The following is a 24,671-nucleotide window of genomic DNA, read 5'->3' on the forward strand; positions in this document are numbered from 1 at the left end:
CGGCCTGTCAGGCGGCGAGGTCGGCGGGGACGTCCCCGTCGATCCGGCGCAGCGTCTCCGCGGCGATGGCGAGCGAGGCGGTCAGTCCCGGGCTCTCGATGCCGAGGAGGTTCACGAGGCCCGGCACGCCGTGCTCGGCCGGCCCGTCGATGCGGAAGTCGGGCGCCGGGTCGTGCGGCCCGGCGATCTTGGGGCGGATGCCCGCATAGCCGGGCGCCAGCGCACCGTCCGGCAGCGCCGGCCAGTACTTGCGGATCTCGGCGTAGAAGCCGTCGGCCCGCGACCCGTCGACGTCGTAGCGGGGCTCGTCGATCCACTCGACGTCGGGTCCGAAGCGGGCCTGTCCGCCGAGGTCGAGCGTCAGGTGCACACCGAGGCCGTGCGTGTGCGGGGCCGGGTAGATCAGCCGCGAGAACGGCGCGCGGCCGGAGAGCACGAAGTAGTTGCCCTTGGCATAGCGCGTGGGCGGCACCCGCCCTGCGTCGAGCCCCTCCACGGCGGTCGCGACGGTCGACGCGTCGAGCCCGGCGCAGTTGACGAGGAGCGTCGTGGTGAAGCGCCACGGCTCGGCGCCCCCGGTCTCCACCGCGATGGCGTTGCCCGTCGCGTCGGCCCGCAGGAACGGCGTGTGGAAGGCGAAGGACGCGCCGGCGTTCTCGGCGTCGCCCTGCAGCGCCAGCATGTAGGCGTGGCTGTCGAGGATGCCGGTGACGGGGGACCACAGCGCCGCGACGCAGGCAAGGTCGGGCTCCATGGCCCGGGCGGCATCGCCCTCGATGAGCTCGAGGTCCTCGACCCCGTTGGCGAGGCCCTTGCGCCAGACGCCTTCGATGGCGGCGCGCTCGTCGTCGGACGTGGCGACGACGAGCTTGCCGCAGCGGCGGTGCGGCACGCCGCGGCTGGCGCAGTAGGCGTAGAGCAGGCGCCGTCCCTCGACGCAGAGGCGGGCCTTCAGGCTGCCCGCGGGGTAGTAGAGCCCGGCGTGGATGACCTCGCTGTTGCGCGAGGAGGTGCCGGTCCCGATGCCCTCGGCCGCCTCCAGCACCACGACGGAGCGTCCCGTCAGCGCCAGCGCGCGTGCCACCGCGAGCCCGATCACGCCCGCGCCGACGACCGTCGCGTCGATGTCCGCCATCGCGTTTCCCCCTGTTCTCCCCGATGCGTAGCCGAGCATCGGGGCCGGGGCAACGGTCGACAGGGTTGCACCGCGCGGGCGCGGTGCAGTCATGCGCGGGGCGTCAGGGGACCGTCAGCCGGCCGTTGTCGCGGGCGCTGCGGGTCGCAGCATGCGCACGGCCGCGAGGCCAGACGCATGCAAGAGGGCCGTGGCCGCGAGGAAGCCTACGCCGTAGGCAAGGCCCGCCGCATTCGCAGGCATCTCGGCGCCGTGCGCCCAGCCGTGCATCGTGGCGAACAGGGCGCAGGCGGCCGCGCCCCAGCCCACCGGTACGCGGCGCCCGAGGACGAGCAGCCCGGCGAGGGCGACGAGCGACAGCGTGATGCCCGCCTCGCCGAAGGGCAGGGGCAGGCCGGCGGCGCCGAGCCCGGCCGCCGCGGCCATGGCGGCGACGAAGGCGAGGGGCCAGGCCCACAGCGCCCGGCCGCCCGCCATCCCGGCCCACGCCCCGACGCCGACCATCGCGGCGAGGTGGTCGAGGCCGCCGAAGGGATGGGCGAGACCGTCGAGAAGGCCGTGGACGTGCGGCGCGGCGCCGGTGTGGGCGAGCGCCGGCGTCGTGATCGCGAAGAGCGTTGCGGCGCCGAGAGTGCGGGCGAGCGGGGTCATGGGCCGTCCTCGTGTCGGTGTTGGCGAGGACGGCGAAGCAAGGAGCGTTCCGCTCAACCCTTGAGGCCGCCCGCCTTCTCGATGAAGGCCGCGACCTCGGCCACGCCCTCGCCGGCGCGGACGTTGGTGAAGACGAAGGGCTTGTCCCGGCGCATCAGCTTCGCGTCGCGGTCCATCACGCCGAGGTCGGCGCCGACGAACGGGGCGAGGTCGATCTTGTTGATCACGAGCAGGTCGGAGCGGGTGATGCCCGGCCCGCCCTTGCGCGGGATCTTCTCGCCGCCGGCGACGTCGATGACGTAGACCGTGATGTCCGCGAGCTCGGGCGAGAACGTCGCGGCGAGGTTGTCGCCGCCCGACTCGATGAGGACCACGTCGAGCGCCGGGAAGCGCTTCACCATGGCGTCGACCGCGGCGAGGTTGATCGAGCAGTCCTCGCGGATCGCGGTGTGCGGGCAGCCGCCCGTCTCCACGCCCATGATCCGCTCCTCCGGCAGGGCGCCGGCGACGGTGAGGAGGCGCGCGTCCTCCTTGGTGTAGATGTCGTTGGTGATGGCGCAGATGTCGTAGGTGTCGCGGAAACGCTTGCACAGCGCCTCCATCAGCGCCGTCTTGCCGGAGCCGACGGGCCCGCCGATGCCGACGCGCAGGGGGCCATGGAGAGAGCGGCCATCGGTGGAACGGGTCATCGTCGATCCTTCGTCGGTCGGTCGTCAGGAGCGGAACAGGCGGGTGTACTGCGTCTCGTGCCGGGCCGAGGCGATGTCCGTCCGCCACGCCGCGCCGCCGAGGTCGTCGAGCGTCGCGGACACGGCGAAGGCGGCCGCGGCCTCGACGCGCGGCAGCAGCGCAGCCGTCACTCGCTGCCCGTCCGTCTGGCCGATGGGGCCGAGCCGCACGGCGGCCGAGACGAGGTTGGCGACGAAGGCGAGCAGCGCCGCCTGGAGGGTCGGTGCAAGCGGCAGGCCATGCCCGGCCGCCGCCACGCCGAGCGCCACGGGATAGGCGACGTCGCCGTCCCACTGTCGCGCCAGACGGTCGATGGCCGGCGCCGGCCAGGAGGCGCGGGCGATGGCGAGGAAGGCGTTGCCCTGCGCCGTGGCCTCCAGGTGCCGCTCCCGCGTGGGTTGAAGGGCGACGGCCAGCTCGGCGATCTCGCGCAGGGCCGCATCGTCGCCCGCCGTGACGGCGCGCCACGCGCAGGCCAGCAGAACCGCGTCGTTGCGGCCGGAGCCGTGGTCGAGGAGGCCGGCGATCCAGGCCTCGGCCGTCGCCGCGTCCTTCACCTGCCCCGTCTCGACCGCCCATTCGAGCCCGTGCGAATAGGCGAAGGCGCCGACCGGGAAGGCCGGCGACAGCCACACCATGAGCGGCAGCAGGGCCGTCTCAGCCATGCTTGTGGCCGTGCCCGCCGTGGCCGTGCTGGTCGTCGTGCCCGTGGTCGTGGTGATGGTCGTGCCCGCAGCCGCAGCCCGGCCCGTGCTCGTGGGGGGCGTGGGCCTTTTCGTGACCGTGGTCGTGCGAGTGCCCGTGAGCGTGCGCATGGTCATGCGAATGGTCGTGGCCGCAGCCGGGGCCATGCTGATGGTCATGGTCGTGACCATGGGCGTGGCGATGATCATGATCATGATCGTGGTCGTGGTCGTGGTGATGCCCGTGCCCGCCGTGGTCGTAGGCGCCCTTCTCCGGCTGGAACGGGCGCTCGACCGCGGTCACGCTGCAGCCCTGCCCGCGCACCATCTCGGCGAGCACGTGGTCGTCCTCGATGTAGATGGCGTCGGCGGTGATCTCGGCCGGCGTGTGCCGGTTGCCGATGTGCCAGGCCACTCTCAGCAGGCGCAGCGGGTTCTCGGCGCGGACCTCCAGCAGCTTCTGCGCGGCGGCCTTCACCTGCACGAGGCGGCCGTCCTCCAGCTTCAGCCCGTCGCCGTCGTTGAGAACGGTCGCCTTCTCGAGGTCGAGCAGGAAGGCCAGCCCCCCGGTTCCGGTCAGGGTCATGCGGCGGCGATGGCGGCCGTCATGGTCGAGCACGACGGTGTCGGCGACGCGCTCGGGCTTCACGGCGGCTTTGCGGACGACGGCGGTGGCTCGCAGCATAGGGACGCTCCTCGGATCGGCCGCGCTTGATAGCACGCGGCGCCCGGTCAGGCACGCGTCTCCGGCGCCGCCACCGCCTCAGCCGGCACCGGAACCTCATGGCGCCGCACGACCAGCGTCAGGCCCGCGAGGAGGAGGAAGGCCCCTGCCGACGCGATGCCGAGGAGGCCGATGGCCGGGCCGATGCCTTGCCGGTCGATGACGAAGGCCAGGACCACGGGGGCGACTGCGTTCGCGACGTTCTGGCCGAAGGCGAGCCGCCCGGCGAACGTACCGTAGCTCGCCGATCCGAACACCCAGAGCGGCAGCGTGGCGCGGGAGACGGCGAAGAGGCCGGTGCCGAAGGCGTAGAGCCCGATGAAACCGATCGCCGCGGTTGGCGAGCCGATGAAGACGGCGAAGACCGCGAACGAGATCACGATCAGGCCGCAGGCGCCGAGCGCGGTCTTCATCGGCGAGAAGCGCCGGCCGAGGGCGAAGTCCGCCACTCGGGCCCCCGTCGAGACGAGCCCCATGCTCGAGGCGACGGTGAGCGCCACGGCTTCGCTCAGCCCCGACTGCTCGAGCAGTTCGAGGACATGCAGGGACAGGCCCCAGGAGACGAAGCCGGACAGGGCGAAGCAGGGCGCCATGACCAGCACGGCGAGCCGCCGGCCCTCCGGCGTCACCGCCGAGGGTGCCGGCGTCGGGCCGGCGCCGCCGGCCACCGCGCTGCGCCGCGGCAGGACGAAGGCGTGCAGCGGCAGGCAGAGCAGCACATGCACCACGGCGAAGGTGAAACAGACGCCGCGCCAGCCGACATGGGCGTCGAGCCAGCCGGTGACCGGCCAGGAGATGGAGGACGCGATGCCGGTGAACAGCATCAGCGTCGACATGCTGCCTCGCGCCGCCTGCCCGGCGACCTGCGCGAGCGCGGTGAAGGCCGGCAGCGACAGGGCGAGGCTGCCGCCGAGCCCGATCAGCAGCCAGCCCGCGGCGTAGGAGGTCGGGCCGCGTGCCATCCCGAGCGTCGCCAGCGCCAGCGCGAAGACGCACGAACCCGCCACCAGCGACCCGGCCGCGCCGACCCGGTCCAGCCGCTTGCCCAGCCAGGGCGACACCACGGCCATCACGATGACCATCAGGGTCACGCCGAAGAACACGAACTCGGTGGTCAGGCCGAGGTCGCGGGCCATCGCGCGGCCGATGATGGCCGGAAGGTAGAAGGTCGTGCCCCAGCCCGTCACCTGCGTGACGGCCAGCACCGCCGTGGCCCGTGTGACCGCCGTCGCCATGCCTGCCCGCGTCGCCGCTTCCCCCCGGGAAGCTTTAGGCCAGACGGACGCGCGCCGCCATGCCGCCGTCGCCCGAGGGCGGATGGCCGCTCTGCAGCGGGGGCATGCCGGGCGGGCCCGGTCGGCCGCGAGACGGCTGGAAGAGCCTGGACGCGACGTCGGGGAAACGGCTCAGAATAGGAAGTAGCGCTGCGCCATCGGCAGTTCCTTCGCCGGTTCGCAGACGAGGAGTTCCCCGTCGGCGGTCACGGCGTAGGTCTCCGGGTCGACCTGGATGTCGGGCGTGGCGCCGTTGTGGATCATCGACGCCTTGGTGATCCCGCCGCGCACGTTCTCGACGGCGACGAACTCCTTCGTCGCGCCGATCCTGTCCCGCAGGCCGTCGGCGATGGCCGCCTGCGAGGTGAAGACCATCGAGGTCGCCGTCAGCGCCTTGCCGAAGGCGCCGAACATCGGCCGGTAGTGCACCGGCTGCGGCGTCGGGATGGAGGCGTTGGGGTCGCCCATCGGCGCGGCGATGATCATGCCGCCCTTGACCACGAGGTCGGGCTTCACGCCGAAGAAGGCGGGAGACCACAGCACGAGGTCTGCGAGCTTGCCCGGCTCCACCGAGCCGATGTGCTTCGACACGCCGTGCGCGATGGCCGGATTGATCGTGTACTTGGCGACGTAGCGCTTGGCCCGGAAGTTGTCGTTGCCCGGCCCGTCGCCCGAAAGCGCGCCGCGCTGCTTCTTCATCTTGTCGGCCGTCTGCCACGTGCGGGTGATGACCTCGCCGAGGCGGCCCATGGCCTGGCTGTCCGACGACATCATCGAGAGCGCGCCGATGTCGTGCAGGATGTCCTCGGCGGCGATCGTCTCGCGGCGGATGCGGCTCTCGGCGAAGGCGAGGTCCTCCGGGATCGAGCCGTCGAGGTGGTGGCACACCATGAGCATGTCGAGATGCTCGTCGAGCGTGTTCACCGTGAACGGCCGGGTCGGATTGGTGGAGGACGGCAGCACGTTGGGCAGCCCCGCCACCTTGATGATGTCGGGCGCGTGCCCGCCGCCGGCGCCTTCCGTGTGGAAGGCGTGGATGGTGCGGCCCTTGAAGGCCTTCACCGTGTCCTCGACGAAGCCCGACTCGTTGAGCGTGTCGGTGTGGATCATGACCTGGATGTCGTGGTCGTCCGCGACGGCCAGGCAGTTGTCGATGGCGGCCGGTGTCGTGCCCCAGTCCTCGTGCAGCTTCAGCGCGCAGGCCCCGGCCCGGATCATCTCGACGAGCGCACCCGGCAGCGCCGCGTTGCCCTTGCCGGAGAGGCCGAGGTTCACCGGGAAGGCGTCGAAGCTCTGCAGCATCCGCATCATGTGCCACGGGCCGGGCGTGCAGGTGGTGGCGTTGGTGCCCGCCGAGGGGCCCGTGCCGCCGCCCAGCATCGAGGTGACGCCGGACATCAGCGCGTGCTCGATCTGCTGCGGGCAGATGAAGTGGATGTGGCTGTCGAAGCCGCCGGCCGTAAGGATCTTGCCCTCGCCGGCGATGACGTCCGTACCCGGGCCGATGACGATGGTGACGCCGGGCTGGATGTCGGGGTTGCCGGCCTTGCCGATGGCGGCGATCCGGCCCTCCTTGATGCCCACGTCAGCCTTGACGATGCCCCAGTGGTCCAGGATCAGCGCGTTGGTGATGACGGTGTCGACGGCGCCTTCCGCGTTGCTGCGCTGGCTCTGGCCCATGCCGTCGCGGATGACCTTGCCGCCGCCGAACTTCACCTCCTCGCCATAGATGGTGAAGTCCTTCTCCACCTCGATGACGAGCGAGGTGTCGGCGAGCCGCACCCTGTCGCCGGTGGTCGGGCCGAACATGTCCGCATAGGCGGAGCGGGAAAGGGTGGTCGCCATCGTCGTCGGTCCTTCCCGCTCAGAGCTTGCCCATCACGTCCTGCCGGAACCCGTAGACGGTCCCGTCGCCGGCCAGCGCCACGAGCCGCACGTCGCGGGTCTGCCCCGGCTCGAAGCGCACGGCGGTTCCGGCCGGGATGTCGAGGCGCATGCCGCGGGCCTTCGCCCGGTCGAACGACAGCGCCGGGTTGGTCTCGAAGAAGTGGTAGTGGCTGCCCACCTGGATCGGCCGGTCGCCGGTGTTGGCGACGGTGAGCGTCACCGTCTCGCGCCCCTCGTTCATGGCGATGTCGCCGGGCAGCGTCGTCACTTCGCCGGGCGTCAGCGCGCCGGAGGCGCCGCGGATCGGGTTGTGCACGGTGACGAGCTTGGTTCCGTCGGGGAAGGTCGCCTCAACCTGCACGTCGTGGATCATCTCGGCGATGCCGTCCATCACCTGGTCGGCCGTGATCACGTGGGCACCCGCCTCCATCAGGTCGGCCACGGACCGCCCGTCGCGGGCGCCCTCGACGACGAAGTCGGTGATCAGCGCGATCGCCTCGGGATGGTTCAGCTTGACGCCGCGCTCCAGCCGGCGCCGGGCGACCATGGCCGCCATGGCGACGAGCAGCTTGTCCTTTTCGCGGGGTGAGAGGTTCATCGTCGGCCCTCGTCAGCGGTCGGTCAGCACTGCCACACGCGCGGAAGCGGCATGGCGAGGAAGGTTTCGAGGAACCGCGCCACGTCCCGCCTAAGGGCGGACGGCGACGGCGCGGCGAAGCGGGCCACCAGCATGGACGACCAGGCGCTGGCTCCGCAATCGCTCGTGGCGCCCTCCAGCGCGGCGCGGGCGTCCTCCAGCCGGGCCTCGGCGTCGGGAGCCACGTGCAGCACGGTGGCGACGGCCAGCGCGTCGCCGGCGACCGTCGGCCGCGCCAGCGCTCCGGCCAGCGGCCCGTCGACCCGGATGTCCTCGGCGAACAGCAGCCGCCCGCCGCGGCGCACCCGCCAGCGGTCGCGGATCAGCCCGTCGCCCAGCGTCTCGCCCATGGCGATGCGGCCGAACACCATCGCCTCGCACAGCGTGAGGGAGGCGGAAGGATCGACGTCCGCCTCGAACCGCCGGGACAGGCGAGCGCCGGAGAACAGGATCGACTCCTGCGGGAGCCAGGCGAGCCGCGCTCGCCCGGCGAGCGACAGCCGCACGTCGATCTGCGTGTCGGCCCCCGTCGAGCGGTACATCTTCTCGGCCGACTGCGTGGTGGCCACGGCCGCGGCGTCGGGCTCGACGGCGATCTCGACCTGCAGCCGGTCGCCGCCGGTCATGCCGCCGCCGGTGTTGATCATCACCGCCTCGCAGCCGGCGGCCGCGCGCGGGAAGCGGATGCGGTAGCCGCCGCTCTCGGACAGTTCGATCGCTTCCGTCCCGCGCGGGCGGGCGGCGAGGCGCATGCGCAGGCGCCCTTCGGCGCGCACATAGGCGGGAAGGTCGCCGCCCGCGCCGCCGGGCGTCGTGTCAGACGGAAAGGTGCCGGCGTACATCGCTCTCGACCATGTCGTCCTTGCGGCCGGCGAGCACGATCTGCCCGCGGTCCATCACGGCGAAACTGTCGCACAGGTCGCGGGCGAATTCGAAGTACTGCTCGACGAGGAGGATCGCCATGTCGCCCTTGTTGCGCAGGTAGGCGATGGCACGGCCGATGTCCTTGATGATCGAAGGCTGGATGCCCTCCGTCGGCTCGTCGAGGACGAGCAGCGTGGGGCGGGTGACGAGCGCGCGGCCGATGGCGAGCTGCTGCTGCTGGCCGCCGGAGAGGTCGCCACCTCGCCGGTTCAGCATGTCCTTGAGGACCGGGAACAGGTCGAAGATCTCGTCAGGGACGTAACGGTCCTGCCGCTTCAGCGGCGCGAAGCCCGTCTCGAGGTTCTCCTTCACCGTCAGCAGGGGGAAGATCTCGCGGCCCTGCGGCACGTAGGCGATGCCGCGCCGCGCGCGGTCGTAGGGCGGGATCGCGCCGAGCGTCTCTCCCTTCCACGCGATGCTGCCGTTGCGGATCGGCTGGATCCCCATGATGGCGCGCAGCAGCGAGCTCTTGCCGACGCCGTTGCGGCCGAGCACGCAGGTCACCTGGCCCGTCTCGGCCTTCAGCGAGACGCCGCGCAGCGCCTGCGCGGCGCCGTAGTAGAGGTCGATGCCGTCGATGGCGAGGGTGGTCATCTCAGCGCCCCAGGTAGACTTCGATGACGCGCTCGTTGCCGGAGACGGCGTCGATGGTGCCCTCGGCGAGCACGCTGCCCTCGTGCAGGCAGGTGACCTTGCAGCCGAGCGCGCGCACGAAGGCCATGTCGTGCTCCACCACCACCACGGCGTGGTCCCGGGCGATGGAGGTCAGCAACTCGGCAGTGGATTCCGTCTCGGCGTCGGTCATCCCCGCGACCGGCTCGTCGACGAGCAGGAGCTTGGGGTCCTGCGCCAGCAGCATGCCGATCTCCAGCCACTGCTTCTGCCCGTGCGACAGGTCGGCGGCCATGCGGTGGCGGTGGTCGGCGAGGCCGATCTTGACGAGGATCGGCTCGAGCTCCGCCTCCTCGACACGGTTGCGCCAGCCGAACAGGGAGGACAGCGCGCCGCGCGGCCCCTTCTTGGCGAGCAGGATGTTGTCGACGACCGTGTGGCTCTCGAACACCGTGGGCTTCTGGAACTTGCGGCCGATGCCGAGTTCCGCGATCGCCGCCTCGTCGAGCTTCGTCAGGTCCACGTTGCCGCCGAAGAGCACGTCGCCCGTATCGGGGCGCGTCTTGCCGGTGATCACGTCCATCATCGTCGTCTTGCCGGCGCCGTTCGGGCCGATGATGGCGCGCATCTCGCCCGGGCCGATGACGAGCGACAGGTTGTTGAGTGCCCGGAATCCGTCGAAGGAGACACCGACGCCGTCGAGGTAGAGGAGGGACTGGGTGAGCTGTTCTTCGGTCATCGGCTCACTCCGCCACGGCCGGGGTGGGGGCAGCGGGTGCCGCGGTCGAGGGACCGGCCTTCCTCGCGGCCTTCTCCTCGGCGCGGCGCTGGCTCCAGGCCGAGAGCGTGCCGACGATGCCCTTCGGCATGAACAGCGTGACGACGATGAAGAGCGCGCCGAGCGCGAAGAGCCAGATCTCCGGGAGGGCGCCGGTGAGCCACGTCTTCGCCCAGTTGACGAGCACGGCGCCGAGCGCCGCGCCGACCAGCGTGCCGCGGCCGCCGACCGCGACCCAGATCACCGCCTCGATGGAGTTCGCCGGCGCGAACTCGGAGGGGTTGATGATGCCCACCTGCGGCACGTAGAGCGCACCCGCCACGCCGGCCATGCAGGCCGAGACGGTGAAGGCGACCAGCTTGAAGCGTTCCACCCGGTAGCCGAGGAAGCGCGTGCGGGATTCCGCGTCGCGGATGGCGATCAGCACCTTGCCGTAGGCGGAGTTCACCATGGCGAGCGCCAGCAGGTAGCCGGCCGCCAGCGCCGCCAGCGTGATGACGAACAGCGACACGCGGGTCGTCTGCGCCTGGATGTTGAAGCCCAGGATGTCCTTGAAATCGGTGAGGCCGTTGTTGCCGCCGAAGCCCATGTCGTTGCGGAAGAAGGCGAGCAGCAGGGCGTAGGTCATCGCCTGCGTGATGATCGACAGGTAGACGCCGGTGACGCGCGAGCGGAAGGCGAACCAGCCGAACACGAAGGCGAGCAGCCCCGGCACCAGCAGCACCATCAGCATGGCGTAGGGAAAGAACTGGAAGCCGTACCAGGTGACCGGCAGCTCCTTCCAGTTCAGGAACACCATGAAGTCGGGCAGGATCGGGTTGGCGTAGACGCCGCGCGGCCCGATCTGGCGCATCAGGTACATGCCCATCGCGTAGCCGCCCAGCGCGAAGAACGCGCCGTGGCCGAGCGAGAGGATGCCGCAGTAGCCCCACACGAGGTCGAGCGCCACCGCGAGCAGCGCGTAGCACAGGTACTTGCCCATCAGCGACACGGCATAGGTGGGCACGTGGAAGGGCGAACCGGGCGGCACCATCAGGTTCAGCACCGGCACCATGACGGCGGCGAGCGCGAGGATCGCGAGGAAGATGCGGCCGCGCTGGTCGAGGCCGCCGATGAGCTTCATCGTGATCATGCTTCGACTGCCCGGCCCTTGAGCGCGAACAGGCCGCGCGGGCGCTTCTGGATGAAGAGGATGATGAAGACGAGCAGCGCGATCTTGCCCAGCACGGCGCCGGCGAAGGGCTCGAGGAACTTGTTGGCGATGCCGAGCGACAGGGCGGCCACCAGCGTGCCCCACAGGTTGCCGACCCCGCCGAACACCACGACCATGAAGCTGTCGACGATGTAGCTCTGGCCGAGGTTGGGGGAGACGTTGTCGATCTGCGAGAGCGCCACGCCGGCGATGCCGGCGATGCCGGAACCCAGCCCGAAGGTGAGGCTGTCGACCCACGGTGTGCGGATGCCCATCGCCGAGGCCATGCGCCGGTTCTGCGTCACCGCCCGCATCTTCAGGCCGAACGACGTCGCCTTGAGCACGAAGAGCAGGGCGACGAAGACGGCGAGGCCGAAGACGATGATCCAGAGCCGGCCGTAGGTGATCGTCAAGCCGTAGAAGTCGAACGCTCCGGCCATGAAGGATGGGGCGCCGACCTCGCGGTTGTTGGCGCCGAAGATCGAGCGCACCGTCTGCTGGAGGATCAGGCTGACGCCCCACGTGGCCAGCAGCGTCTCCAGCGGCCGGCCGTAGAGATAGCGGATGACGCCGCGCTCGATGGCGATGCCCACCGCTCCGGCCACGAGGAAGGCCAGCGGCAGCGCGATGGCGAGCGACCAGTCGAACAGGCCCGGATACTTCGTGCGCAGGAACTCCTGCACCACGAAGGTCGTGTAGGCGCCGAGCATCACCATCTCGCCGTGCGCCATGTTGATGATGCCCATCACGCCGAAGGTGATGGCGAGCCCGATGGCGGCGAGCAGCAGCACCGAGCCGAGCGACAGGCCGTACCACGCGTTCTGCAGGCCTGACAGCAGCGCCAGGCGCCGCTGGATCGTGGCGGAAGCCGTCTCAGCCGCCAGCTTCACGATGGGCGAGGACTTCGACGCGGCGAGCCCGAGGAGGTTGAGCGCATCCTGGTCGCCGCGGTCGCCGATCACGTCCACGGCCGCGACCTTCTCGGCGTCCGAAGACTGGTCGCTCAGCAGGACGACGGCGGCACGGGCCTGCTGCAGGGCCCGCTTGATGCGCGGCTCGGTCTCCTTGCCGATGGCCGTGTCGAGTGCCGGCAGCGCGTTGACGTCGCGGGACTTGAAAACGGACTCCGCCGCGGCGAGACGCTTGGCGGGATCGGGATTGAGCAGCGTCAGCGAACCCAGGGCGGCGTCGAGCGCGCGGCGAATGCGGTTGTTGACGCGGACGGGGCGGGTGCCCGACGGGGCCTCGACCTTCGCGCCGGTGCGCGCATCGAGGACCGTGCCGTCGGCCTGCTTGATGAAGACGGCCTTGTCTGCCTGCCGGTAGACGAGGTTGCCGGCGGCGAGCGCCTCGAGGGCCGGCTGGGCCCGCTCGCTGCCCGTGGCGGCGAGATCGCCGATGGCGGCCTCGATCTCGTTGAACGTCTCGGTCGCCATCCGGTTGAAGGCGGCGTCGGCGGGGGCCTGGGCCCTCGCGCCGCCGGGGGCGGCGGCGATCACCGCGAGAAGGGCGAACAGTCCGGCGACGGCGCGCAGGACCCTCGGGATGGCGGAAGGAGGCATGGGACCGGCCCTGGCAGGAGCTCGCGGGAAGCGGACGAAAGAGGGGGCGGGCGGCCGTAGCCTTGTGAAGCGGGGCCGCCCGCAACGGCGCGTCCAGGTCCCCTCCCGACGGCGCCGCCTGGAACCGGCCGGCGAAGGCTCGCCGGCCGGGCTGTCTCAGGTGCGGGCGATCACTTCGTGGCGCCGCCGCACTTGCCGGTCTTCACGTTGAAGTTTCCGCAGGACATCGGGGCTCGCCAGTCGGAGATCAGGTCCTTCGAGCCCTCGAGGTAGTCCGACCACTCGTCGCCGACCACGAGGCCCGGGGTCTGCGACACGATGTTGAACTGGCCGTCCGCCTTGATCTCGCCGATGAGCACCGGCTTCGTGATGTGGTGGTTCGGCATCATCGCGGAGAAGCCGCCCGACAGGTTCGGCACGCTGACGCCGATGAGGGCGTCGATCACGGCGTTGGTGTCGGTGGTGCCGGCCTTCTCGACCGCCTTCACCCACATGTTGAAGCCGATGACGTGCGCCTCCATCGGGTCGTTCGTCACGCGCTTCGGGTTCTTCGTGAAGGCCTTCCACTTCTCGATGAACGCCTTGTTGTCGGCGTTGTCGACCGACTGGAAGTAGTTCCAGGCGGCGAGGTGGCCGACGAGCGGCTTGGTGTCGATGCCGGCGAGTTCTTCCTCACCCACCGAGAACGCCACGACCGGGATGTCGGTCGCCTTGATGCCCTGGTTGCCCAGCTCCTTGTAGAACGGCACGTTGGCGTCGCCGTTGATGGTCGAGACCACAGCCGTCTTCTTGCCGGCCGAGCCGAACTTCTTGATGTCCGCCACGATCGTCTGCCAGTCGGAATGTCCGAACGGCGTGTAGTTGATCATGATGTCTTCCTGCTTGACGCCCTTGGCCTTGAGGTAGGCCTCGAGGATCTTGTTCGTCGTGCGCGGATAGACGTAGTCGGTGCCGGCCAGCACCCACCGCTGGACCTTCTCGTTCTCCATCAGGTAGTCGACGGCCGGGATCGCCTGCTGGTTCGGAGCCGCGCCCGTGTAGAAGATGTTCTTCGAGGATTCCTCGCCCTCGTACTGCACCGGGTAGAAGAGGATGCCGTTGAGCTCCTCGAACACCGGCAGCACCGACTTGCGCGACACCGAGGTCCAGCAGCCGAACACGGCGGCCGCCTTGTCCTTCGTCAGCAGCTCGCGCGCCTTCTCGGCGAAGAGCGGCCAGTTCGAGGCCGGGTCGACCACGACGGCCTCGAGCTTCTTGCCGAGCAGGCCGCCCTTCTTGTTCTGCTCCTCGATGAGCATCAGCATGACGTCCTTCAGGGTCGTCTCGCTGATCGCCATCGTGCCCGACAGCGAGTGCAGGATGCCGACCTTGATGGTGTTCTGCGCCTGCGCGCCGAAAGAGGCGAGCGTGACGCCGGCGGCCACGGCGGCCCCCGTCAGGAATGCCTTGAACGATCGAGTCATGAATTGTCCCCTCGGAACCGGATTGACCGTGAACCGTGGTGGCAAGCGCCGTGCCAGCTTCCCGAACCGCCGCGTCAGGCGCGTGTCGGGCCGCTTTGCGCAGCCGGGGAGGGCGACACACCGACCGCGGGAGGCTTGAGCACGGCCGTTCGGAGGGCCGGAGTGCCCGCCGATCAGGCACGGCCCGGGAGGTGCCAAAAAAACAGGCACCCGCGGTGGGATTACCCCCTGACTGGATTCAAAGTGACCAGAAATCGCGCGGCACGTTGCCGCGGTCCCCTGACCAGGTGCGCACGCCGTGCTTGCCCAGCTTCGTGTTCGCGAGGGAGCGCTCGGCGTGCAGCATGCGGTGCGAGAGCAGCCGCTGGGCGAGGCGGGCGACTTCGCCCGCGCAGGCCGGGTCGTTCGCCCGGTTGACGAACTCGCCCGGATCTGTGGCGAGGTCGAAGAGGAGCGGCGGCAGCGCCGTGAAGTGGACGTACTTCCAGCGCTCCTCCCGGATGACGTCGAGCGTGCACTGGTCGGGCAGCAGGCCGAGGTGCTGCTCCATCCCGCCGCTGCCGAGCGTGCGGAAGTCGTACTCCCAGAACACGTAGTCGCGCCAATCGCCGGGCGTGGCGCCCTCGAGCCACGGGCGGAGCGAGCGGCCGTTCATGTCTGCGGGAGGCTCGAGGCCGATCCACTCGAGGATGGTCGGCGCGAGGTCCACGCTCTCGGTGAACGCGTCCACCACGCGCCCCCGCGCCGCCGGGTCCGCGCCCGGCATGCGGATCACCAGCGGCACGTGGTTGGCCGGGTCGAACCAGCCGCCCTTGCCCCAGCACCAGTGGTCACCAAGCATCTCGCCGTGGTCGGCGGTGACGATCACGAGCGTCTGGTCCCACTCGCCGGTCTGCTTGAGATGCTCCACGAGCCGGCCGAGGTTCGCGTCCACCTCCGCGATCAGGCCGCCGTAGACGGCCCGCATCGCCATGACGTCGTCCATCGTCGCGCGGAGCGGGTTCACCTGGCTCTTCAGGTAGTCGTGGTTGTCCATCTCGTCGAGCCAGGCGTCGAGGAACGGATGGAAGGCTCTTTCGTCCGTCAGGGCCTCCCGCCGCCGCGGCGCCGCGATCCGGCCGGTGTCGACGAGCATGTTGTAGGGCTCGGGGGCGATGAAGGGCGGATGCGGCCGCATCCAGACGAGATGCACGAACCAGGGATCGTCCCGTCGCAGCCGCCACCAGTCGAGCAGGCGCTCGGTCAGCCAGGCGGTATCGGAATCCTCCGCCCGGTAGAGGGCGGGATCGCGGGAGAAGTGCTCCATCTTCCGGGTGCGGCCCGGATGGTTGTAGAGGTCATGCAGCTTGTCCGGAACAGCGTAGCCCTTGCGGACGAGGTCCGTGGCCCAGGGCTGCAGGCTGAGTTCGTTGTGCGCCGCCTCCAGCCGGAAGCCGGGAAGGATGCCCTCGAAACTGCGCGTGCGCGGGTCGTCCGGCGGCACCGTGCGCGGATCCACGGACGAATCGGTGTAGCCGAACAGCACCGGGTCGTACCCGGCCCGGCGCGCCTCCAGAGCCACGTTGGAGAAGCGCGCATCGAGCGGGGTGGCGTTCCGCACCGAGCGGTGCACGAAGGGATAGAGCCCCGTCAGCAGCGTCGCCCGCGCCGGTCCACACGGTACCGCCGGCGTGAAATGTCGCGCGAACGTCGTGCCCTCCGAGGCCAGTGCATCGAGATTCGGAGTCAGGCTCGGCCCGCCGAAGAGACGCGGCGCATCGCCGCGCCACTGGTCGGCGGCGATGAACAGCACCTTTCTCATCACTTTCCCCGCATGGACCGCATGTATCGCGATGGGAAGCTTATCCCGGTCCGGAACGGGTCCAAAATCGTGCCGAAAAGAGGACAATAGTCTTTACGAAGCGGGCCCGCCGTGTCTAACTCACGGCCGCACGCAGCACTACCGGAAATACCTCTTCTTCATGTCCACGACCCCGAATATGGACCAACTCGCCTTGCGCGCGAGGGATGCGACCGCCTTGCTGAAGGCGCTATCCCACGAGGCGCGGCTGGTCATCATGTGCCTCCTGATGGATGGGGAAAAAAGCGTCACGGAGCTCGAACGAGCCCTCGGACGCCGGCAGGCGGCGGTTTCTCAGCAGCTCGCGCGCCTGAGGCTGGACGGACTGGTGAAGGCGCGGCGCGAAGGCAAGATCATCTACTACAGCGTCGCCTCCGACCACATCCGCATGATCATGCAGACGCTGTCGACGGCTTTCGCCGCGCCCTTTCCCGATCCGTTCGAGCGCCGCATCCGGCGCTCCGACTCGACGCCGACCCCCTGAGGTCTCAGCGCCGTCGCCACGGCGCGAACCAGCCGAGCCCCTCCAGCGTGCCGTTGCGCGGACGGTACTCGCATCCGACGAAACCGTCGTAGCCGAGGCGGTCCAACGTGGCGAAAACGAAGCCGTAGTCGATTTCCTCTCCCGCCGGTTCGTTCCGGGAGGGAATGCTGGCCACCTGGACGTGGCCGGTGAGCGGCATGAGGGCCTCGAGGCCCCTGGTCACGTCTCCGTGAATGATCTGCCGGTGATAGACGTCGAACTGCAGGCGCACGTTCGGGAGGCCGATCTCGCCGATCAGCCGGGTCGCGAGCCCGAAATCGCCGAGGAAGTAGCCGGGCATGTCTCGTCCGTTGATCGGCTCGAGCATCACCGACACGCCCGCGCGGGCCATCGCCTGCGCCACGAAGGCGATGTTCTCCTTGTAGGTCGCGATGCTGCGGGCGTCGGGCGCCACGAGGCCGGCCATCACGTGGACGCGCCGGGTGCCCGTGGCGGCCACGTAGTCGAGAGCCCTGGCGACCCCCTCGCGGAACTCCGCCTCGCGTCCGGGAATCGCGGCCATGCCGCGCTCCCCGGCGGCCCAGTCCCCCGGCGGCAGGTTGAAGAGGGCCTGCGTGAGCCCGTGGCGTTGGAGCCGCTCACCGATCGCCTCCGGCGGGTGCTCGTAGGGGAACAGGAACTCGACCGCGTCGAAGCCGGCGTCGGCCGCGGCGGCGAACCGGTCGAGGAACGACCATTCGTTGAACATCATGGACAGGTTTGCGGCGAAGTGGGGCATGGGCGGTCTCCTCGATGCCGCCCAGCCAAGCTCGCCGATCTCGTTCTGTCCAGCGCGGCGTGGGGGCATGCGCTCCTCACGTCCCCGATTCGCGGATGAGCACGCCGATGACGTGGCGCGCGGCGCGCACCGCGAAGCTCTCGGCATGTCCCTCCAGAACCGCGGTGCCCCGTCTGGCGGTGGGCGGCACGGGGCCGGCGGTCGTCATGATGGCCGGATAGACGGCGGCGCCGGCCTTGAGCCGCCGCCCGTCCTGCAGGGCCGGCACGGGGCCCTCGTTCGTGGACGCGAGGGGCAGGAGGTCCAGATCCTCCGCCGCGGTCCGGCCGATGGAGTCCAGCACGACCGGCACGGCCGGCATCTGGGGATCCTCGGGCACGAACCGTCCCCGGGTCCCCGGCGACAGGCGCCGAAGGTCGGCCTCGGCCACGTAGCCGCGGACCTCTCCGGTCTCGGTGCCGACGATCCGCGCGATCTGTGTCCGCGGGTTCACCCACGTCCCGGGCTTGAGCAGGGGATCGAGCTCGCGCACGACGCCCGGCGCCGGCGCCCGGACGACGAGGTCGCTCCGCTGCGCCTCGAAGCCTTGCAGCCGCCGCCTCTCGGCGTCGAGCTGCCTGCCGAGCACGATCCACTCGGACCGGTCCCCGGCATCGGCTGCAGCACGGTCCCGCCTGCGCTCGAGCAGGGCGATGCGCAGGCCTGCACGCTCGATCTCGCTCTCGAGCTCGCGGGAGCGCAGCACGACAAGGACGTCGCCTTCCGCCACCGTCGCGAGGGGCGTGGCTCGTACCTCGACGACCTGGCCGGGCGAGCGCGGATAGACCGCGGCGTCGACGGCCGCCCCCGCCTGCGCCGGGACGCGGACGGACGTCGACCACGGCACCACGGCCGCCACCACGAGGCCGACGAGGGCCATCAGCGTCACCAGGCTGCGCGGGCTCCGCGCCACGAGATGCCGGCCGCCCCACAGGACGCGGAGTTCCATGGCGATGGGCCGTGCGATGAACCAGACGATCTCGATGAGGAACAGCACCACGCCGAGCGCCTTGAAGGCCATGTGGTAGACCAGCAGGGCGATGCCGAGGAACAGGAAGAAGCGGTAGATCCAGATCGCGTAGGCGTAGAGCGCGAGGATGACGAGCGTTCGCCGCTCGAACGGCTCCGGCGGCGGCGCGCCGAGCCCGAACAGGACCTCCCGCATCAGCCAGCGCCCGACGGCGATGGCGCGGGTCTGCAGGTTGGGGATGCCCGATGCGTCGGCCAGCAGGTGGTACCCGTCGAACCGCATGAACGGGTTGAGGTTGAGGAGAAGGCTGAGGACGAGGCTCGTGGTGGCCGTCACGAAGGCGATCGACCTCAGGATGCCGTCCGGAAGGAACACCCAGGCCAGAAGGGCCCACGCCGCCAGCATGACCTCGGCGACGAGGCCGGCCGCGTCGATGGCCAGCCGCTGCCGGCGCGAGCGGAGGCGCCACGCATCGCTGACGTCGGAATAGAGGAACGGCGCCATGACCATGAAGGCGACGCCCATCGACGGCACGCGCACGCCGTACCGCTTCGCCATCAGTGCGTGGCCGAGCTCGTGGATCGTCTTCACCAGAACGAGGCTGAGCCCATAGAGCGCCGCGCCCTCCAGCGTGAAGAAGGACAGTGCGGTGGCGACGAAGTGGTCCCACTGGCGGGCGACGAGCGCCAGCGCGACGAGCCCCGCGGCTCCGGTCAGGCCGAGCACGGGGCCGGAGAACACGGCGCGGGCCAGCCCGCGGCGCCGGTCGAGCCAGGCCTGCGGCCGCAGCAGCGGCACCTTGAAGAAGAGGTAGTTGTGGATGAGCCAGGCCAGCCAGTGGTGGGTCCTGTCCTTGTCCCTCCTCGCAAGGGCCATCGCGCCGCCGGCCGGCTCCTGCGTCAGTTCGTGCGCAGTGAGGAACGCGATCACGCCGTCGATCTCGTCGTCGGAGACGGGCCGCGCGCTGCGGGCGGCGACCCTCGTCTTCAACCCTGACCGCGTTCCAGCCGGCCACGCGGACAGGAGGTCCAGCACCGCGCGGCCGATCTGGAAGTAGCGGTGGCGGACCGGGTCCAGCACCACCCAGCCCGGCGCGCCGCCGGGCAGCGGCGACGAAGGCAGGATGCGCAGGTCCTCGCGCAGCGGCGGCAGGCCCTCGTCGGCCACTGCAGCCGGGTTCACAGCCAGACCTGCTGGCGCAGGGCCGTGATCGGCCGGCGCAGGAGGAGGTAGCCGAGGGGAACCGGCTCGCCCCGCACCTGGGCGGTTCCCCGGTAGCCGATCCTCGGCGGCGGCGTGGCGGCATCGGGCACGGCACGCAGGACCAGCGCCAGTCCGCCGCCGGGCACGGGTGTGGCATGGAACGCCACGTCCTCGACGGTCGCGTCGAGCGGCGCCAGCGGATCGGAGTCGAGGTAGATGCGCACCGCCGCGCCGTCGCGTGCGACGATGGCATCCTTCACCGGCAGTTCGATCCGGAACTCGATGCGCTTCGGATCCGCGAGCGTCATCAGGCGCTCGCCCGTGGTGACCGGCTTGCCCTCGAGGTCCTTGCGGCTGGCGAAAACCGCCACGCCGTCACGCTCGGCGACGATCGTGGAGCGGGCCAACTGCTCGCGGGCCGCGTTCCGCTCGGCCTCGGCGAGACCGAGCTCGGCCGACGCCACGGCGAGTTCCCGGCGCGCGGACTTGTCGGCGAAGGCGGCCTGCGTCAGGCGCTGCTCGCGCGCCCGCGCCACCGCGACGTTCTGCTCCGCGACTTCGAAACGGCTACGGGCCGCAGTGTCCACCATCCGGACGAGCACCTGCCCCTTTCGGACGTCGGTATCGGGAGCCACCTCGACCGTGTCGATGAGGCCCTCCATCGGGGCACTGACCACGTCCGCGTCCCGCGGCACGACCTCGACCGGCGCCAGCGCCGTGAGCCTCACGGGGACGAGCCCCGCACCGAGCAGGAGGGCGACGCAGACCGGCGTCACCCACCGCTTCCACGCAGCCTCCTTCAGTCCCGCTCGCCCCAGAAGCGCGGCCCACGCGTGGCCGTAGCTCTCGCCGAGCCGGCTTGCGAGCGCCGTGTCCCGCTCGGTCCAGGGCATGTCCCGCGCGAGGACGGCGACACCGAAGCAGCGCCCGTCGCGGGTGACGAACGGGACGAGGCAGACATGGGCGAAGGGCGACGGATCACCGGTGTCGCCGGACGGATCGGCACACAGGGCGGTCCATTCCATGACGGCGGCGCGCGCCGGGACCGGCCGCGACAGCCGGCGGACCCATTGCGCGAGCCCGCGTTCCACCGCGACGACGAGCGGCGACGTCCGCTCCACGCTCGACTGTGCCGAGACCGCGAGGACGCGGGCGTTCCGGTTCGTCGTCCTCGCCACGACGCATTGGCCGTAGGGAAGGAGGCGGCGCCAGTCGTTCGCGATCCCGTGCACGAGCTCCGTCGGGTCGGCGGCCGCCCGCGCCGCCGCCTCGAGCGACAGCACGGTTTCCAGCGGCGAGGCCGGAGCCGGCGCCGCGCCCCGCGCAAAGGCGGGCTGGATCGTCATGGCCCGTCCGCCTCCGCGGAGAACGTCGCCGTCCCGCTCATGCCGGGCTTGACCCGAGGATCCGGCGCGAGCAGCACGGCGAACAGCTTGACCGTCTGGCTCACGGCATCGACGACCGCGGCCTGCCGGATGACGCGGGCAGGGTGGACGCTGCCCGTGTCCTCCAGCGTGAAGTCGAAAGTCTGCCCCACGAGGTCGCGACGCAGCCAGCGCGACGGCGCGATGAGCTCGATCTCGAGTCGCGAGGCGTCCACGACGCGCAGCAGCGGCGTCGAGGGGTTGGCGATCTCGTGCGGGTTCGCGCTTGTCTCGACGACGAACCCGTCGAAAGGCGCGAGGATCCGGCATCCCTTCAACCGCGCGTTGCCGGCATTCACGTCCGCCGCGGCCTTCCCGAGCCGTGCTGCCGATATGATCATGTCCCGCGCGCCGATGGCCTTGTGGCGCTCCAGTTCCAGGTTGCCGTCGTGCGTGGCCTTCGCCGCGGCCATTTCCGCCTCCAGGGATGCCTGCTCGGCCTCGTTGCGGGAGCAGTCGAAGGCCACGAGCAGGTCGCCCGCGCGGAACGGCTGGCCTTCGCGGAACGGCATCGTCGTGATGCGGGCGGAGAGCTCGCTGGAGATCGTGGCCTCTCCGAGCGATCGCACGAGGCCATGGGCCCGGTTCTCCCGCCCCTCGCCCAACGCCGGGGCTTCGGCCAAGGCAGGCCGTGCGGCCAAGGCAGGTCCTGCGGCCGAGGCAGGCCCTGCGGCCACGAGTCCCGCCGTCAACAGAAGCCCCCGCAGGGCTGGCGTCACGAGGCTCTCCCGTCGGGAGCCCGCAGCCCGTTCTTCCGGAACGCCTGGGCAGCCTCCTTCAGGGACGCGCCGCCCAGTTGCGGATAGGGATCGCGGCCGAGCGTCGTGAGGATGGCGGCATAGGCGCTCTGCGCATCCGCCACGGCGACGTCGTGCCGGGCCCGGGCGAGAAGCGCTCCAAGCTTCTCGCGGATCAGTTCGTTCTCGCTCGTGAGCTGTGCGTCTCCGGCCGAGGCCGCGAACTTCTCGAGGAGCTTCGTCTGCACCGCGGCGTAGTTGCCCAGCGTCTCCGCGCGGCGGAGCGCGTGCTCGTAGCGCACCCGGCTGACGTGCACCTGCAGGGCCACGGAGGCGATCGTCGCCTTCAGCCGCTCGGCCCGGACCTCCTTGTTGGCCTCCACCTCCGCACTCCGGACCGGGTAGCTGATGAGGCGCATGGCGTTCCACGTCACCTGGGCGCCCCAGCCGGCCCAGTCATTGGCCCAGGTGAAGCTGTTCGAGGTGTAGTTGGGGCCGGCGTTGAGGTTGATGCCCGGCAGGAGCTCCAGCAGGATCTTCGTCCCGTCCCAGTCGGCGATGCGCTGGTCGTAGAGCGCCTCGCGCACCTCGGGGCGCTGTGTGATCGCCTCCTTCACCTGGTCTTCCGGCCGGCCCTTCACGGCCGGCAGCGCCCGGCCCGCATTCGGCCGCACCAGCGTGAAGCGGGTGCCCGGGGGCAGGTTCATCAGGGCCGCGAGCTGGTTGCGCGCGGCGGCGACGTCCGCCTCGACCGTCTGCAGGCGGTCGGTCAGGTCGTAGACCTCGCGCTGGTAGGTCAGCGCCGTGAGTGGCGGCGTCCGGCCGCTGTCGACCAGTGCCTGCGCGTTGGCGAGGGCCTGGCGCGCCTCCTTCTCCAGCGCCCGCAGTTCGCGCCCGAGGTACTCGGCCGCCAGCGCCCGCCAGTACGCGGAACGCACCTCCTCGACGATGCGCGCCATCACGCGCCGCCGTGTCTCCTCGGCGATCAGCGTCCGGTCGGCCGCCTGCTGCGCCTGGACGTAGGACAGGCCGAAGTCGAGGACGTTCCACGAGATGCTCAGGTCCCGCGTCCGCAGGTCCTGGTCTGTCGACACGTTGAAGCCCTGGTCGACGAGGCCGGTCCGCAGGCTCCGGCTGAAGGACGCGTCCGGCTCGTTGCGGCCGGTATAGCCGGCGTTGAGGGCGATCTGGGGCAGCGCGGAGACCGCCGCCGAGGCGATCTGCCGGTTGCGCAGGCTCGTCTCCAGCTGCTCGACGCGGTGGTCGAGGTTGTAGAAGACCGCGCGGGCCATCGCCTCGCCGAGGTCGATCGGCCCGGCGACGGGTTCCTGGGCCTCCGTAGCAGCCTTGAAGGCCTCCGCCGTCTTTACCGCGATCTCCGCCTCGCTGAGGGGCGTCGGCGTCAGCGCACAGCCGGACAGCAGCACGCCCAGTGCGCAGCCTGCGAGCAGGACGGCGATGCGCCGGGGCGCGAGGGCACGAAAATCGGGCTCGGAAAACGAATGCATGAAATCCCCATCCCCGTCACCAACCGCCGTTCCCCCGGCGACCGAGACAACTCGGCTGCCCAGGGGCGAGGATTTCCGCTGCACGTCAGCGTGGATCGAAGGCGATCTCGACGATCGAGTCGGCTAGAACAAAAAATAACGTCTTGAGGAAGCAGCAACGTCGACGCGGTGTCAATGCACAGAAGAAATGACGCGACGTCGATAGGTTAAACAACTTCAGGTTGTACGTTCATCGCTTCGCGTCTACACGCGTTCATCATGAATCGCCGTCCGTCCGTAATTGCGCGCAAAAATGTGATCACGACGCGCTGGCCGGAGGGGCGCGCTACCCTAAGTTGACCGCGGCTGACGGTGATCAAGCCAAGGGAGGGTGTTGCATGTCGATCACACGCCGGACAATGCTTGCGGGTACGGCCGCCACGGGAGCGGCGCTGGCCGCCGGGGGACAGGCTCTGGCCAAGGCCCCGATGTCCAACCAGCAGGCGCCCGGCTTCCACCGGTTCAAGATCGGCGCCTTCGAGGTCACCGCCATCCATGACGGGGCGGTCTCGCGCGACATGCCGAAGGGCTTCGTGCGCAACGCCTCGGACGCCGACGTGTCCGCCGCCTTCGCCGAGCTCGGCCTGCCGGCCGACAAGCTGACGATCACCTTCACGACGCTGGTCATCAACACGGGCGACAAGGTCGTGCTGCTCGACACGGGCAATGCCGCGGGCGGCCCCGTCGGCAACACGCCGAAGAACCTCGCGGCCGCAGGCATCCAGCCGGGCGACGTCGACGTGGTGGCCTTCAGCCATTTCCACGGCGACCACATCGGCGGCGTCCGCAACGCCGAGGGCGCCATCGTCTACCCGAATGCCGAGATCGCGGTGCCGTCCGCCGAATGGGCGTTCTGGATGGACGACTCGAAGATGAACGCCGCTCCCGAGGCGGCGCGCGGCGGCTTCCAGCTGGTGCGCAAGCAGTTCGGCCCCATCGCCGACAAGGTGCGCAAGTTCGACGCAGACAAGGAGATCGTGCCCGGCGTCGTCGCCGTCGCGGCTCCCGGCCACACGCCCGGCCACACCGCGTTCCTGATCGCCTCCGGCAACCAGCAGATGATGTTCGTGGGCGACATCACGAACCATCCGGGCATCTTCGCCCGCCGGCCGGAGTGGCAGGCGATCTTCGACATGGACCCGCAGATGGCCATCGCCACCCGCAAGAAGCTGCTCGACCGCGCGGCGGCGGACAAGATCCGCGTGTCCTTCTACCACGCGCCGTTCCCGGCGACGGGCTTCATCGTGAAGGACGGCGCCGGCTACGACTTCCTGCCGGCCCTCTGGTCCAGCACGCTCTGAGCGACCGGGACTCCGGTCCCGTTCGAGAAACAACGGGCCCGCGGCATTGCCGCGGGCCTTTTCGGTGACGGCTTGGCAGCCGCTGGCACGGCTGTTG

Annotated in this window: 22 protein-coding genes; 2 read left to right on the plus strand and 20 right to left on the minus strand. The window is 70.4% G+C overall.

The features are described 5' to 3' along the window. Positions 1-7: 7 nt before the first annotated feature. The 15 genes from ACX9GQ_RS05510 to ACX9GQ_RS05580 all read right to left on the minus strand — a co-directional run bounded on the left by ACX9GQ_RS05510 (position 8) and on the right by ACX9GQ_RS05580 (position 16,052). The gene (locus ACX9GQ_RS05510; protein WP_459628549.1) at positions 8-1,135 is read right to left on the minus strand and encodes an NAD(P)/FAD-dependent oxidoreductase; all 1,128 of its coding nucleotides are present in this window, start codon (positions 1,133-1,135) and stop codon (positions 8-10) included. Positions 1,136-1,249: 114 nt separating this feature from the next. Further along, entirely contained in the window at positions 1,250-1,786 is a 537-nt protein-coding gene (locus ACX9GQ_RS05515; RefSeq protein ID WP_459628550.1) for a HupE/UreJ family protein, read from the minus strand. Positions 1,787-1,839: 53 nt separating this feature from the next. After that, on the minus strand, positions 1,840-2,475 hold the full coding sequence (gene ureG, locus ACX9GQ_RS05520; RefSeq protein ID WP_459628551.1) for an urease accessory protein UreG: 636 nt from the start codon (positions 2,473-2,475) through the stop codon (positions 1,840-1,842). 24 nt (positions 2,476-2,499) lie between these two features. Next, the gene (locus tag ACX9GQ_RS05525) at positions 2,500-3,180 is read right to left on the minus strand and encodes an urease accessory protein UreF (protein WP_459628552.1); all 681 of its coding nucleotides are present in this window, start codon (positions 3,178-3,180) and stop codon (positions 2,500-2,502) included. Beyond that, positions 3,173-3,883, minus strand: a complete 711-nt coding sequence (gene ureE / locus ACX9GQ_RS05530; protein WP_459628553.1) for an urease accessory protein UreE — start codon at positions 3,881-3,883, stop codon at positions 3,173-3,175. Before ureE ends, ACX9GQ_RS05525 begins: the two co-directional genes overlap by 8 nt. A 47-nt stretch (positions 3,884-3,930) precedes the next feature. After that, positions 3,931-5,157: an MFS transporter gene (locus ACX9GQ_RS05535; protein WP_459628554.1), complete on the minus strand. Its 1,227-nt coding sequence runs from the start codon at positions 5,155-5,157 to the stop codon at positions 3,931-3,933. A 171-nt stretch (positions 5,158-5,328) separates the two neighbouring features. Beyond that, positions 5,329-7,041: an urease subunit alpha gene (ureC, locus tag ACX9GQ_RS05540; RefSeq protein WP_459628555.1), complete on the minus strand. Its 1,713-nt coding sequence runs from the start codon at positions 7,039-7,041 to the stop codon at positions 5,329-5,331. 19 nt (positions 7,042-7,060) lie between these two features. Beyond that, positions 7,061-7,681: an urease subunit gamma gene (locus ACX9GQ_RS05545; RefSeq protein ID WP_459628556.1), complete on the minus strand. Its 621-nt coding sequence runs from the start codon at positions 7,679-7,681 to the stop codon at positions 7,061-7,063. A 23-nt stretch (positions 7,682-7,704) separates the two neighbouring features. Continuing rightward, a complete protein-coding gene (locus ACX9GQ_RS05550; RefSeq protein ID WP_459628557.1) occupies positions 7,705-8,562 on the minus strand; it encodes an urease accessory protein UreD in 858 nt (285 codons plus the stop codon). After that, entirely contained in the window at positions 8,537-9,238 is a 702-nt protein-coding gene (gene urtE, locus ACX9GQ_RS05555) for an urea ABC transporter ATP-binding subunit UrtE (protein WP_459628558.1), read from the minus strand. Before urtE ends, ACX9GQ_RS05550 begins: the two co-directional genes overlap by 26 nt. Before the next feature lies 1 nt (position 9,239). After that, positions 9,240-9,995, minus strand: coding sequence for an urea ABC transporter ATP-binding protein UrtD (gene urtD, locus ACX9GQ_RS05560; protein ID WP_459628559.1), 756 nt, complete (start codon positions 9,993-9,995; stop codon positions 9,240-9,242). Between the two features lie 4 nt (positions 9,996-9,999). Beyond that, entirely contained in the window at positions 10,000-11,166 is a 1,167-nt protein-coding gene (gene urtC, locus ACX9GQ_RS05565; protein ID WP_459628560.1) for an urea ABC transporter permease subunit UrtC, read from the minus strand. Next, positions 11,163-12,788 carry an urea ABC transporter permease subunit UrtB gene (gene urtB, locus ACX9GQ_RS05570; RefSeq protein WP_459628561.1) on the minus strand — a complete coding sequence of 542 codons (1,626 nt, stop codon included), beginning with the start codon at positions 12,786-12,788 and terminating at the stop codon, positions 11,163-11,165. Before urtB ends, urtC begins: the two co-directional genes overlap by 4 nt. Before the next feature lie 170 nt (positions 12,789-12,958). Continuing rightward, the gene (urtA, locus tag ACX9GQ_RS05575; protein ID WP_459628562.1) at positions 12,959-14,251 is read right to left on the minus strand and encodes an urea ABC transporter substrate-binding protein; all 1,293 of its coding nucleotides are present in this window, start codon (positions 14,249-14,251) and stop codon (positions 12,959-12,961) included. Between the two features lie 238 nt (positions 14,252-14,489). Next, on the minus strand, positions 14,490-16,052 hold the full coding sequence (locus ACX9GQ_RS05580; protein WP_459628563.1) for an alkaline phosphatase family protein: 1,563 nt from the start codon (positions 16,050-16,052) through the stop codon (positions 14,490-14,492). A 160-nt stretch (positions 16,053-16,212) separates the two neighbouring features. Between ACX9GQ_RS05580 and ACX9GQ_RS05585 the strand changes: the two genes are divergently transcribed. Then, complete coding sequence (locus ACX9GQ_RS05585) at positions 16,213-16,575, plus strand: ArsR/SmtB family transcription factor (RefSeq protein ID WP_459628564.1); 363 nt, start codon at positions 16,213-16,215, stop codon at positions 16,573-16,575. A 4-nt stretch (positions 16,576-16,579) separates the two neighbouring features. On the opposite strand, the gene otnI is transcribed toward ACX9GQ_RS05585, so the two are convergent. The 5 genes from otnI to ACX9GQ_RS05610 form a co-directional block, all read right to left on the minus strand. Next, positions 16,580-17,500, minus strand: a complete 921-nt coding sequence (gene otnI, locus ACX9GQ_RS05590) for a 2-oxo-tetronate isomerase (protein WP_459628565.1) — start codon at positions 17,498-17,500, stop codon at positions 16,580-16,582. Further along, complete coding sequence (locus ACX9GQ_RS05595) at positions 17,430-19,544, minus strand: HlyD family efflux transporter periplasmic adaptor subunit (protein ID WP_459628566.1); 2,115 nt, start codon at positions 19,542-19,544, stop codon at positions 17,430-17,432. Before ACX9GQ_RS05595 ends, otnI begins: the two co-directional genes overlap by 71 nt. Continuing rightward, positions 19,541-20,911 carry an efflux RND transporter periplasmic adaptor subunit gene (locus ACX9GQ_RS05600; protein WP_459628567.1) on the minus strand — a complete coding sequence of 457 codons (1,371 nt, stop codon included), beginning with the start codon at positions 20,909-20,911 and terminating at the stop codon, positions 19,541-19,543. Before ACX9GQ_RS05600 ends, ACX9GQ_RS05595 begins: the two co-directional genes overlap by 4 nt. Continuing rightward, a complete protein-coding gene (locus ACX9GQ_RS05605) occupies positions 20,908-21,612 on the minus strand; it encodes an efflux RND transporter periplasmic adaptor subunit (protein WP_459628568.1) in 705 nt (234 codons plus the stop codon). Before ACX9GQ_RS05605 ends, ACX9GQ_RS05600 begins: the two co-directional genes overlap by 4 nt. Before the next feature lie 92 nt (positions 21,613-21,704). Further along, complete coding sequence (locus ACX9GQ_RS05610) at positions 21,705-23,234, minus strand: TolC family protein (protein ID WP_459628569.1); 1,530 nt, start codon at positions 23,232-23,234, stop codon at positions 21,705-21,707. Positions 23,235-23,611: 377 nt separating this feature from the next. On the opposite strand from ACX9GQ_RS05610, the gene ACX9GQ_RS05615 reads away from it, so the two are divergent. Continuing rightward, positions 23,612-24,574, plus strand: a complete 963-nt coding sequence (locus ACX9GQ_RS05615; RefSeq protein ID WP_459628570.1) for an MBL fold metallo-hydrolase — start codon at positions 23,612-23,614, stop codon at positions 24,572-24,574. The last annotated feature ends 97 nt before the right edge of the window (positions 24,575-24,671 follow it).

The sequence above is a fragment of the Alsobacter sp. R-9 genome (genome assembly GCF_054612375.1).